Below are 11,637 nucleotides of genomic sequence, written 5' to 3'. Positions count from 1 at the left end.
ATAAGCCGGGCCGGCGACCCACCAGGGCCGTCGCGCCCCTTTGGATGGTGTGCTGAAAGCGCGTCTGGTTATGCTCAGCTTTCGAGAGCGCAGAAGCGCTACCAGATGTGGCCTGAAGCAGGTCCCCTCTCTCTGCCAGCCGAGGCGAGGCCAACAAGGGGCAGAGAGAGGGAACAGTCGCTGCCTGGGTGCTTTACAGGCAGCCTCTTCTGACTGGCCGGAGCAGGATGCTCCTCCAGCCCTGCCTATTGCAGACTGCTGCCAGCGGCCTGATCGGCTACCGCCTCGCCGACAAGGTCGCCTGTCGTCAGGCGCCGCTGCTCAAAGCGTCCCCACAGGTAGAAGATCACGGCCACCACCAGTACGATCGCGATCGGCAGTAGCTGAGTCAGCTCGTAGGTCAAGCGGCTGATCTGGTAGCTGCTGACCGTCTCATCCGTAGGAATCAGAGTAAAATAAGCCGTAACCAGCACCGAAACCAGGGCCAGCAGCGTCACGATCCAGGGACCAACCATACCCCCAGGCACCCGATAAGGGCGCTCCACCTCTGGGTACTTGTAGCGCAAAACGATATAGGAGATGAAGATGAACGCATAGGAGAGAGCCGTCGTCGAAATCGTGAAGCCCAGGACCAGAGAGAAAAGCGTTGACAACTCGCCGGAGCCGAAGGCCGTCACCAGGATCGCTGCCACCATCGCCACGGTGGCCACGCTACCCGAAAGCAGATTCATCGCCAGCGGAGTACCGAAGTAAGAGCTAAAGCGTCCCAGAACCACGGGGGCGGCTCCGTCGAGGGCCGTCACCGCGTAGGTGCGATCGGCTCCCATCAGCCAGGTACCTCCGGCGCTGGCCAGCGTCAGGATCAGGGCCGCTGCGATCAGCCAACCCAGAGCGGTGGCCAGCGGAGCGGGCAGGATGCTAGCCACCACCTGGTAAGCATCCAGGAAGCCCCCGACGTTAGACAACTGGTCTTTGGGTAGCGCCAGCAGAATCACCAGAATCGGGATGGCGTAGGCCAGGACCCCAATCGTTCCAGCGCGCAGCAGCGAGCGGGGCACGTCGCGCTGAGGCTCAAACATCTCCTCGCCGGCGCCATTCTGCAGCTCGAAGCCGGCCCAGTTGAAAACCAGAACCGGAATAATGCTGCTGAAAATCAATCCCAGATTCGTGGTTGGCAGCAAATCCCTCCAGCTCAAGTGAGCGCCGCTGGCCTTGCCCCCGAAGAAGAAAGCCAAAGCCAGAATCACAAACAGCCCCAGCAGGGAGAGCTTCAAAATAATCCCGATCGTTGAGAACCACTTACCGATGCGCAGAGAGACAATTGCGCTCCACGTCGTAAACCAGATAAAAATCAGGGCAATCACGATCTCAACGATCGCATCGATAGTCTTATTCCCTCCGAAGAGGAGATCGCTGTTGCCGAACCAGAAGGTCTTCAAAGCGGCGATAGTCGTCACCGCCAGGGTCCCGCCGACCCAGAGTGGATTAGAGACCCAATAGAAAATAGAAGCAATCGCCGCAAAGAGACGTCCGCCCGCCAACTTGCACCAGACATAGATGCCGCCCTCCTCCGGAAAAGTGCTGCCCAGCTCTGCCGTCAGCAAGCCATAGGGGATCAGGAACGTCAGAGCCGTAATCAGCAACCAGGGGAAGACCTGTCCCCCCTGAGAAGAGACGGCCCCCAGCGTATCGATATTGATCATGGCCGTCAGAGTAAAACAGACCATGAAGAAGAGCGACAGCTCCTTGCGCAGCTTGCGTTTCTCTTTCTGGGCCACCTCGCTCAGCATCAGCGGTTGCTGCTCGGACATAGCAAGCCTCCTTGAGAAAGATCTTGTCCTGTATCATCAGTCGAATCGGGACGCTCAGTCAAGGCCGTCAGAGGGAAGGCAGATCCCTCGGGTAGTCAGGGGCGCCCGGGCCTCTTCTCACAGGCCGGCCTGGCCGCGCCAGCGCTCCCAGCTTGCCTCACCGCGAGCCACCATGCTGCCCACCAAGCCCAGCACCAGGCAGGCGAGGGTTGTGCCACCGACGGCGAGCCACCAGGCGGTCGGCGTGAGCAGATCGGGGATCCAGGAGTTCAGCAGGGTATCCACGATTGCCAGCAGGCAGGAGAGCGTCCCGAAGAGGGCGAGCAACCAGAACAGGGGAAGAGGGAGCAGGCGATGCTCGTGAAAGATCGCCGGCTGACGGCGCGCAGCCACCAGCACATCGATAAAGAGAAAAGGAATCGAGATCAACCAGACCAGGGTCAGGGCAGCCAGCGAAACGGTGAAAATGATCGTTGACAGATCGGCTGGCTGGCCGAGAGGGAAAAGGTAAGGAAGAGCGAAATAACTCAGGGCCGTGAAAGCCAGAGCCACTACCGACTGGAAGTAAATGGCGTTAGCCGGGGCCCGTGCTCGATTGACCCTGGCCAGGCTCATTGGCAAATGTCCATCGATAGCGGCGACGAGCAGCAGGCGGGCGAAGGTATAGTTGTAGATCAGCGGAGCAACCATGAAGAAACACAGCAGACAGACCGCTGTCACGTTGCCGGCAGCTCGTCCCAGGGCCTGATCGACCACACTGATAAAGACGATGGGATCGGAAGCCCCTTCTGGTCCACGCACCACGAGGGCCGCGAAGGTTGTCAGAAGATAGCTGGCGAAGACGAGCAGCGTCCCCCAGCGCAGATGGAGCAGAATCACTCGTCGGCGTTGAACGGGACGGATCTCGCCGGCCATTGCCAGAGGAACCTCGGTGCCCAGGTAGGACTGAACAAGGAAGCCAAAGAGCACGAAGTTGGCCGGCCCGGGTCGCCAGTCGTCCAGATGCCCGAAGGGTGCTGCCGGACTATGACCTGTCGCCAGCCAGACAAAGGCTGCCACAGTAATCAGGATCACCGCCAGCAGAAGCAGACCAACAGTAACGTTGAGCACGCTCTGCAGCACACGCAACGGCTGTACGGTCAGAACGGTGCCCAGGAGAATGAGGAAGACAATCACCATTCCCTGCTGCCAGGGGGCTGCCAGCCAGCCATCGTGCAGACCTTGCAGGTAGGTGATCGCCGTGCCGAAGCCGCTAACAAGTGCCAGAATACCCGGTAGCCAGGCGCAGAAAGCGGCAAAGAAGCCCCAAAAGGTTCCCAGCGTGCGATAGGTCCAGTTGTAGAGGGCGCCCTCATAGGGGAAAAGCAGCCCCAGCTGAGCCGTGCTCAAAACACAGGGAAGGAAGAAGGCGACTCCACAGACCAGCCAGTAGAGAAAGGAAACCGCACCAGCCGTAGCAGCTGTAGCGCTGTTCGACAGGTAGAAGATGGCTCCTAAAAAGATGGCCGTCATATCCAACGTCCCCAGGACAGGGGGCATCACCCGTTCCACGTACTGCTCGGAAGGTAATGCCCTTCCTGATGACGGATGTGTTGCTAGCTGAGCACCAGGACTTTCCACTTCCATAAGGTTCATGCCCTTCCTTTCTCGTTGCCTCATAGCAGAGAGAGCCTGAAGCAGAGCTTTTAATAGAAGTCTACCTGTGTATTTCGAATTGTCAATGCTTTCGGGTATCCTGTCCCATCCGCCGAAGATGGATTACCTGGGGAGGGTAAAATACAAAACTACCGGATATCGAAATATCAGACGCCTTCGGCCTTCGTGTAGGGTAGTTCCGGGTTCATAAGCAAGGCAAACGCGCGCAAACGACGCCGCTGGCGCCGAGTTGCCACTCTCCAGGGCAAAAAAGGGTTGGCAGAAACCTGAAGTCGTGCTCGCACGTCTACTCTAGTGGACTGAGTTTCAGCCTCAAGGGATAAGAATGCGCTTGTAGCAGAGAATACTCCAAAGACAACACATCTTTCTTGTGCGAGGTATGTCTATTTTTCTGTTTATTCTGCTCAGCCTGGTTGCCTATATCGCAGCGCTAATCATCCTTGTCAGGGCCACCTCTCGGCTGCGCTACTATCGCTTCGAGGAGACTGCCTTTTTGGGGATGGCGGCCCTGGACATTGTGGCGGGCATTCTCCTCTTCTCAGCCGTATTGACGCCACTTGTCTTGCTGACTGGCAGCACCGTTGAGATCATCGAGGGTCACGCGCTGGCCGTTCTGTTCCTGTTGGGAATCGTCCTTGTGAGCGGAGGAACGGCCTGGCGGAGCCTGAGCTGGAGTCCAAGCGCGCAGACCCTCTCGCGTCTAGTGGCGGGCCTTTACTGTCTGCTTCTGGTGCTTGCGGCTCTCGTCTGCATGGTCCTTATCTTCTTGCCGGGTCACTGATGCCCGATGCAAGTGCAGGAAGGGCTGCCAGCGCAGCGAGCGCTAGCGGCCCAGATGGGGATATGGGCGGGCGTAAGAAGAGGAGGCCAGATCTGCTGCTCTCCCTTCCTTACGCCCGCTTTCTTTCTTGCGTGCCTGTGATGTCTTGGGCAAGGGTGGACCTTATCGGCCTGGAAGGCCCGCAAGACGCTAAACGGCGCTAAGCTGAGCCTACTCTTCCGGCAAGAGGAAGCGCTGAAACCACTCCAGCGTACGACGCAGCCGATCGCAGCGCTGAGCTGGAGTGCCGACCCCTGGCCAATCCATCGTGTGACTGGTGCCCGGATAGCGCACCAGTTCGACAGGTTGGCGGCGTCTGCGCAAGGCAACAAACAATTGCAGCGACTCACTGAAGGGACAGCGCAGGTCATCGCCGGCGTGCAGAAGCAAGAGGGGCGTTGTGATGCGGTCTGCAAAAGCCAGGGGGGAGCGCTCAAGGAGGTGTTCCTCGCCGGCCCCGCCCATTGCCAGGTCGAACCAGAGAGTCTGATCTGAGAGCAAACGGCAGCTCGGCAGATAGGTCACAGGGTTGCGACTGACCGCAGCCTTAAAGCGTGTTGTCTGCGTGATGGCCCAGGCGGTCATATAGCCTCCATAGCTCAGGCCAGTGATGCCCAGACGCTGCTCATCGACAGGGGCGATGCTGATAACGTAGTCCAGGCCAGCCAGCAGATCGCCCAGGTCCTCGCCGCCCCAGTCGTTAAGGATGCGACGGCGAAAGGCCTCGCCGTAGCCATCGCTGCCGCGCGGATTAGCGGCCAGAACAGCGAACCCCTGGCCTGCCAGGACCTGGAACTCATGGACGTAGGCATCGCCCCAAGCGCAGCTTGGCCCGCCGTGGACGGCCAGGATCAGCGGGGCCTGCTGGCCAGCAGTCAATGGTGGCAGGTAGAGCCAGCCCTCGATCGACAGCCCGTCAGGGGCCTGCCACGTCAGGCGACGGGGACGGACCAGTTGATGGTTGCGCAGAAAACGCTCATTGACGGCTGTCAGGCGCTGGAGCTGTGAGCCTTCACCCCGTAGAGACCAGATGTCGCCGGGCGTAAACCAATCGGCCCGCACAACTGCGATCAATGAGCCATCGCTGGCCAAATGGGGGCTTAGGTAGCGCCCGCTGCTGCCGGTCAGAGGAGTCAGCTCCTGGGTCTGGCAATCGACACGGTAGAGATGGGCCTGGCCTCGTTGATGGATCGTCACCAGCAGATGGCGACTGTCAGGATACCACTGTGGGCGGGTGAGCCACTCGTTGGGGGGACGCAGCTCGTCAACGATGGTGACCTGACAGGTATAGTCTGCCTGCTCGGGAAAGACGGGGCGCGGCTCCTGGCTGCCATCGGCGGCCACAACCCAGGGGGTGATATTGCAGGTCTCAGTCTGATCGGGAGCATAGTAGTAAGCAAGATAGCGACCATCGGGCGACCAGGCGGGCATCTGAGCCAGACCCTCCTCAGGAGTCAATCGGCGGAGCTGTCCCGTGGCCAGGGTCAATACCCAGAGAGCCATACTCGTACTAAGGTCGGGCTGTTGGCGGCGATTGGCGCAGAAGGCGACTGCACTGCCATCAGGCGACCAGCATGACTGTAGCAAATGCACCGGCTCAGCGGTCAGGCGTACGGCTTCCCCCTCCAGAGGAACGAACCACAGCTGCATTCGGCGTCCATGCCAGTGTCCGACACCGTCCCACTGCTCATCGAGACGGGTGTAGACCTGGGCCGGCTCCTCCTTGCCCGCCTCAGCCTGTTGAAGCTGATCATCAGCCGGCTTCCAGGGGCTATGCGCGAGCAGGGCCTGGCCATCGGGTCGCCAGCTATACTCACTCACGCCATTGGGCAGCCTGGTCAACTGGCGTGCCTCCCCGCCGCCCAGCGGGAGCAAGAAGATCTGCGGTTTCCCTCCACAGCGAGTACTGAGAAAAGCCAGCCAATCGCCCCGTGGCGACCAGCGGGGAGCGAAGTCCTGGTGTTCCCCAGCGGTCAATTGACGGGCCCTGCCGGCTGCCTCTTTCCGGCTGGGAACCACCCAGATGGCGCTTTTGCTCTCCTGGGCGCTGCGATCGTTCCATTGAAGGGTGAAAGCGATCAGGGAGCCATCGGGCGAGAGCTGAGGGTCCGAGGCAATCTGTAGATCGAGCAGCTCCTCCACGGTCACAGCGGCCAGCCGCGCAGGCTCTGGAGCGCTCGTCGAGGCCGGCTCACCATCAACGACGGCTTCGGTCTGACTGGCAACGCTGCCTTCTCCCTGGATGACCGTCTTGCCTGAGATCCCTGCTGCCGAATGGAAATCTTGCCTGGCCTCTCCTTGGCCTGGCTGTCCTTCCCGGGACGCGGCCTGAGAAGGGGCCTCTGGCTGAACTGGCACGGGGCGCGGTACCGTTTTGTTCTCGTCTTGCTCTTCTAACATTGCTCGCTCCAGTACTCTTTCAAAACGAACATCATTTTCATATTAATGAATAGCGAGAGGATGGCGGGCCAGCATGAGGAAGGGGGCTGCTGCTACTGTGATCGGAAGATGCCAGTAATCTCAACGGGGAAACCAGCGGGGCGGTTACAAACTCGCTGGCAGGGGGAGAGGCAGCCCTACCTGTCAGCATAGAGCCAGCACAGGACCTGCTTGCTGGCCATTGGAGGGCAAGGCTCAAAGCAGGCATCCGCTGAAGGCGCATCATAGCAAAGTCATACCACACGGCAGCCTGCAAGGCAAGTACGGCTGCCGGTAAGTAGATTGACCGCCGACAGGGCAGGCGCCAGTCTATACAGGGAGAGGCAGGGCCAATAGGCCCTCCTTCAGAGGAGTATCAGCACAGAAATCAAAAGAAGGTAGAAAGTCCCAGGAAATCGAAGAGTCCTGCCGGACAGGTAGAAGAAGGACAGATAGAACCCTTCCAGCCTGCCATGGTTGTCCGCTGTGCCGAAGATTGCCCGACATGGGCCGCCGCAGATGGGGTCTGGCTGCCAAAGGGAGCTGCTGGCAGGCTGCAGAAAGGGGTATTGCCTTGCCTGCTGCACCTGGCTAGTCGGTCAGCATGGCGACCAGGCCCACGATCGTAGCGGTGACGATGATCCAGAACATCTGGAACCAGTAGAAGAACGGAACGCCGAACAGGGTTGGTTCCACCTGGTTATAGAGAGCCGGGCAGACGGCGGTTAGAAAAGGGATGAGCAGGAGCGTGAAGGGCCAGAGACGCCCACGTCTGCGAAGCGATTCTTCAGGTAGCATGGTTGTCACACCCTCTCCGGATCATGCTTGCCCTGGCCGGTCTGGCTGAGACAGCAACCAATCCGCTACCGACCAGGCCGGACTACTCAGGTCTAGTATAGGCCCTCGGAAGAGGCCAAAGCGGCTTAACCCTGCCTTGATTGGGAAAAAAAGGCTATGGTCCCTCGCCGTACTTTGATGTAGTGCTATACTGACACTTATCGAAGAGCATACAACATGATAAAAACGAACCAGGCGGAGAGAGGAAGGACCAGACTGAATTAGCCCGATGTACAGTGCACAAGGTACAGATAATGAGATGAAGCATTACAGTTGAGTGGCTCTTCACGCGAGAGGATAAAAGGAGCGGGCCAGCCTCATTTAGCATACACAGAGCTGTGATGTGGCGTTTTCCTGCAAGACTCGTGCCATAGGAGAAGAGACATATGATTCAATGGGGAATGCTGGCGGTCTTCGTAGGTGTTTTCATTGCGATGACCATCATGGGCCTCTTGGCCTCGCGCTGGCGGCCAGGGGATCTAAACAGGCTGCAGGAGTGGGCGCTGGCGGGAAGGCGCTTTGGGCCGGTGGTCTCCTGGTTTCTCATAGGGGGTGATCTTTACACCGCCTACACCTTCATGGCGGTGCCGGCCCTGGTCTATGCTCAGGGGGCGCAGGGCTTTTTTGCCTCGCCCTATCTGACCCTGGCTTTTGTCTTTGCTTTGCTCATGATGCCCCGCTTCTGGGTGATTGCCCGTCATCGTGGCTATGTCACCCAGGCCGACTTTGTACGCGAGCGTTTCGGCAGCAGCGCCCTGGCGCTGGTGGTGGCGGTCACTGGTATTATGGCCACCATGCCCTATATTGCCATTCAGATCTACGGCATCCAGGTCTGTATTGCCCAGATGGGGATCAACGTCGAGCTGGCCCTCTTCATTGCCTTCCTCATCCTGGCCCTCTATACCTATGTCAGCGGCTTGCGTGGTCCGGCCCTCATTGCAATCTTTAAGGACCTCTCCATCTGGCTGGTAGCGATTGTTAGCTTTGTCATCATCTCTCTTCGTCTGGGAGGCTTGTCGCGTGTCTTCGCTGCGGTTCCTGCTGGCAAGTTGACCCTCTCTCCGGCCCAGTATAGCACGTTCTCTACCTTGATTCTTGGCTCCGCGATGGCGCTCTTCCTTTATCCTCACGCCTTTACCGCCATGCTGAGCGCCAATAGTCGCCGGACATTGAAGAGGACGCTGCCGTTCCTGCTGGCCTATACTTTCCTGCAGTCCCTCATTGGGCTATTTGGCTTTTTAGCGATTGCCGCCGGTATCAAGCCGTCGCCTCTCTACAAAACCAATAGTGCTCTTCCCTCACTGTTCGCCAGCATGTTGCCGCCGTGGCTGGCCGGCTTTGCCTTTGCCGCCATCTCTATTGGGGCCCTGGTTCCCGCTGGTGTGATGTCCATCGCGGCTGCCAATCTCTTTACGCGCAATATTTACCGCGAATATTTCCATCCCAACTGTACGGAGCGCGAGGAATCGGCGGTGGCCAAAACGGCTTCGCTGGTGATCAAGTTCGGGGCTTTGCTCTTCATCATCTTCTTCCCGACGGACTTCGCCATTAATCTGCAGCTTTTTGCCAACGTCTGGATCATTCAGATCCTGCCGGCAGTCCTCTTGGGCCTCTATACGCGCTGGTTCCATCACCTGGCTCTGATCTGTGGTTGGGCGGGGGGAATGATCCTCGGCACCTGGATGGTACTCACGCAGAACTTTGCGACGGTCTACCCATTGACGCTGGGTGGCCTCTCGTTCAATGTCTATGCTGCCTTCGCCGGGCTTGTGTTGAATCTGGTCCTCTCTTGTGCTCTGACGCCCCTTTTTGACCTGTTCGGCTTCCCTCGTGGCCAGGATAACACCAGCCCGACTGATTATGCGATCCGCCCGGTGACGGGTTTCTCGGAGGAACGCCTTCTGCAGCAGGCGCGTCAGCTCAGCCAAAGCTCCTCTGCCGGAGCGTTCTCTCTAGAGAGCGAGCGTGTCGCCAATCGCTAGTGAGCCTGGTAGAAGGTTTGCTGGGCTGGCTCCTGGAAGATGGAAGAGAGAGCCAGGCGGGCAGAGGCGGCGGGTGCCCGGCCAAAGTGAAGGCGTCGTGCCCTTCGCCTCTTCTCAGCGACCACGGACCTTGTTTGCCCTTTTTTCTCCGGATGGTCTGGTTCTGTCTGCTACGAGAACGCTATCTAGTCCAGGCTCATGTGTCCTGACAGGGATGTCTTGATCTGGGGTTGACGGTTATGGCTGGTTTCTCTGGGGAGCAGGCTTATGTCAGAGCAGGAAGGCGTGACGGACCACCTGGTCACCATCATTCAGCTGATCCAGCTTGCGCGTGGCAGTGGCACGCTGACGGTCTGGCGGGGGACTGGCGATCTCTTCGAGGAGGGAACGATTACCTTTGTGAAGGGTCAGGTGACCCAGGCCAGCGCCGGTCGCCGCAAGGATCATGCTGCCCTCAATTGGCTGAGTACCTGGGGGAGGTGTCGCTTTAGCTTTAATCCCGCAGTCCTTGATGAGACAACCAAACAGCTCCTGGCATGGTTGGTTGCCGGCGTGAGGCAGCCAGGAGACCTGGCGACCTCTGCCTCCTCGCAAGGGCCACCTGCCGTCTCGACTCGTGGCACCCAGCCGGGAGCGGGTGTCGGCGGGCAGGGACGGGATACTCGTCCCTCTGATGCTTCTTACTACGCTATCCCTTGCCCTGTGCTGCCCTTCCAGCAGGCTCTGCTATTGATCGAGCAATACCGGCTCTCGCGTGCTCATCGCCAGCTCTTTTTGCTGATTGATGGCCGGCGCCGGGTGCTCGATCTGGCTCAGCTGATGGGGAAGGAGCCGCGGGTGGTCAGCCAGCTGCTGAGTGAGCTGGAGCAACATGGCATCATTCAGAGGAAAGGATTGTAAGGTTGTATGCTTGAGATGGAGCCGCAGTTAGGGGGACTTGGGCGAGAGGAGGCCCTGGTGGAGATTGTCCAGGCCTATCGGCAGGAACGTGTTCCTATGCTTGATGGGGCTGACCTGAGCCGGCTCGATCTGCAGAAGGTCGATCTCAGTGGGGGCAATCTGCGCGGAGCTAATCTCTCTGAGGCGAATTTGAGCGGGGCCTATCTCTGTGGGGCCTATCTGCGCAAGGCCGACCTGAGTCATGCCAATCTGAGCCGGGCCAACCTGAGCAAGGCTTTTCTGATCGGCGTCAACCTGATCGGGGCCAATCTCCTGGGAGCCTCCTTGCGGGAGGCTGATTTGCGCTCGACCGATCTGGGGGGCGTCGATCTGCGCGGAGCCGATCTCCACGGGGCGATGCTGGTCGAAGCTGGCCTCATCGCCGTCGATCTCCGTCGCTGCGATTTAAGCCAGGCCCGTCTGAGTCTGGCCAATCTGAGCCGGGCCAATCTGGCTGGAGCCGACCTGAGCGGAGCCGACCTGAGCGGGGCGGTCTTGGACGAGGCCGATCTGAGTCGAGCCGACTTGAGTGGGGCCAATCTGGTGGGAGCCCATCTGCGTGAGGCCAACCTGAGTGGGGCCAATCTGAGCGGGGCGCGCCTCAACCTGGCGGTCCTGAGTAAAGCGAATTTGAACGGAGTCTATGCCTGTGGAGCCTCGCTCTACGGGGCCAATCTGGTCGATGCGGCTCTCCACGAAGCCAATCTGCGGGGGGCAAGCCTGAATCGGGCCTATCTGTTCCAGGCGGTGCTCAGAAACGCAGATCTGAGCAAGGTTGACTGCGCCAGGGCCAATCTCTCGCGCGCCGATCTGAGTGGCTGTGACCTCAGTCGAGCCTCGCTGGTGGAGGCCCTGCTCAAGGGGGCCGACCTGTCTAACGCCTATCTCTATGCCGCCGATTGTCGCGCCGCCAATTTACAGCAGGCGCGCCTGTCTGGGGCGGTGCTGACTAACAGCCTCTTTATGCGCGCCGATTTGCAGCAGATCCAGGCGGAGCCGGAGCAGTTCAGCAGCCTGGACCGCGGCGCGCTGGAGGAGGTTGTGATCGATGCCTATACTGGTTGGCGCCTGGGCATCAGCTCCAATGTGGTGCATCGGCCGTTGTGAGCAGCGGTCTGGAGTGGTCGGGCGGTCTGCCGGAGTGAGCAAGGCCAAACTTGGTGCCTGACCAGGC

The 11,637-nt window shown here is 59.5% G+C and carries 8 protein-coding genes; 4 read left to right on the top strand and 4 right to left on the bottom strand.

Annotated features, from left to right (window positions below; genetic code table 11):
• Window positions 1-245: 245 nt before the first annotated feature.
• Together ACFMO7_RS17750 and ACFMO7_RS17745 are read right to left on the bottom strand one after the other, a co-directional pair.
• Window positions 246-1,811: an APC family permease gene (locus tag ACFMO7_RS17750; RefSeq protein WP_376796822.1), complete on the bottom strand. Its 1,566-nt coding sequence runs from the start codon at window positions 1,809-1,811 to the stop codon at window positions 246-248.
• A gap of 117 nt (window positions 1,812-1,928) precedes the next feature.
• Complete coding sequence (locus ACFMO7_RS17745) at window positions 1,929-3,437, bottom strand: APC family permease (protein ID WP_376796821.1); 1,509 nt, start codon at window positions 3,435-3,437, stop codon at window positions 1,929-1,931.
• 409 nt (window positions 3,438-3,846) lie between these two features.
• Between ACFMO7_RS17745 and ACFMO7_RS17740 the strand changes: the two genes are divergently transcribed.
• Window positions 3,847-4,248 (top strand): hypothetical protein, encoded by a 402-nt coding sequence (locus ACFMO7_RS17740; RefSeq protein WP_376796820.1) that lies wholly within the window; start codon window positions 3,847-3,849, stop codon window positions 4,246-4,248.
• Window positions 4,249-4,458: 210 nt separating this feature from the next.
• Here ACFMO7_RS17740 and ACFMO7_RS17735 read toward each other — a convergent pair whose 3' ends face one another.
• Together ACFMO7_RS17735 and ACFMO7_RS17730 are read right to left on the bottom strand one after the other, a co-directional pair.
• The gene (locus ACFMO7_RS17735) at window positions 4,459-6,687 is read right to left on the bottom strand and encodes a prolyl oligopeptidase family serine peptidase (RefSeq protein WP_376796819.1); all 2,229 of its coding nucleotides are present in this window, start codon (window positions 6,685-6,687) and stop codon (window positions 4,459-4,461) included.
• 609 nt (window positions 6,688-7,296) lie between these two features.
• On the bottom strand, window positions 7,297-7,503 hold the full coding sequence (locus ACFMO7_RS17730) for a DUF3311 domain-containing protein (RefSeq protein WP_376796818.1): 207 nt from the start codon (window positions 7,501-7,503) through the stop codon (window positions 7,297-7,299).
• Between the two features lie 428 nt (window positions 7,504-7,931).
• On the opposite strand from ACFMO7_RS17730, the gene ACFMO7_RS17725 reads away from it, so the two are divergent.
• The 3 genes from ACFMO7_RS17725 (at window position 7,932) to ACFMO7_RS17715 (ending at window position 11,570) form a co-directional block, all read left to right on the top strand.
• Window positions 7,932-9,524: a sodium:solute symporter gene (locus ACFMO7_RS17725; RefSeq protein ID WP_376796877.1), complete on the top strand. Its 1,593-nt coding sequence runs from the start codon at window positions 7,932-7,934 to the stop codon at window positions 9,522-9,524.
• Window positions 9,525-9,791: 267 nt separating this feature from the next.
• On the top strand, window positions 9,792-10,424 hold the full coding sequence (locus tag ACFMO7_RS17720; protein ID WP_376796817.1) for a DUF4388 domain-containing protein: 633 nt from the start codon (window positions 9,792-9,794) through the stop codon (window positions 10,422-10,424).
• Between the two features lie 6 nt (window positions 10,425-10,430).
• Window positions 10,431-11,570 (top strand): pentapeptide repeat-containing protein, encoded by a 1,140-nt coding sequence (locus ACFMO7_RS17715; protein WP_376796816.1) that lies wholly within the window; start codon window positions 10,431-10,433, stop codon window positions 11,568-11,570.
• Window positions 11,571-11,637 lie beyond the last annotated feature (67 nt).

Origin of the sequence: Thermogemmatispora sp. (genome assembly GCF_042408735.1) — a bacterium.
Classification (GTDB): Bacteria; Chloroflexota; Ktedonobacteria; order Ktedonobacterales; family Ktedonobacteraceae; genus Thermogemmatispora.
Note: the sequence above shows the minus strand (reverse complement) of the source record. Positions and strands in the feature narration are given on the sequence as shown.

Coding starts and splice junctions, on each gene's coding strand:
- ACFMO7_RS17745 (WP_376796821.1), bottom strand. CDS start 3,437: ATGGAAGTGGAAAGTCCTGGTGCTCAGCTAGCAACACATCCGTCATCA.
- ACFMO7_RS17730 (WP_376796818.1), bottom strand. CDS start 7,503: ATGCTACCTGAAGAATCGCTTCGCAGACGTGGGCGTCTCTGGCCCTTC.
- ACFMO7_RS17720 (WP_376796817.1), top strand. CDS start 9,792: ATGTCAGAGCAGGAAGGCGTGACGGACCACCTGGTCACCATCATTCAG.
- ACFMO7_RS17750 (WP_376796822.1), bottom strand. CDS start 1,811: ATGTCCGAGCAGCAACCGCTGATGCTGAGCGAGGTGGCCCAGAAAGAG.
- ACFMO7_RS17740 (WP_376796820.1), top strand. CDS start 3,847: ATGTCTATTTTTCTGTTTATTCTGCTCAGCCTGGTTGCCTATATCGCA.
- ACFMO7_RS17715 (WP_376796816.1), top strand. CDS start 10,431: ATGCTTGAGATGGAGCCGCAGTTAGGGGGACTTGGGCGAGAGGAGGCC.
- ACFMO7_RS17735 (WP_376796819.1), bottom strand. CDS start 6,687: ATGTTAGAAGAGCAAGACGAGAACAAAACGGTACCGCGCCCCGTGCCA.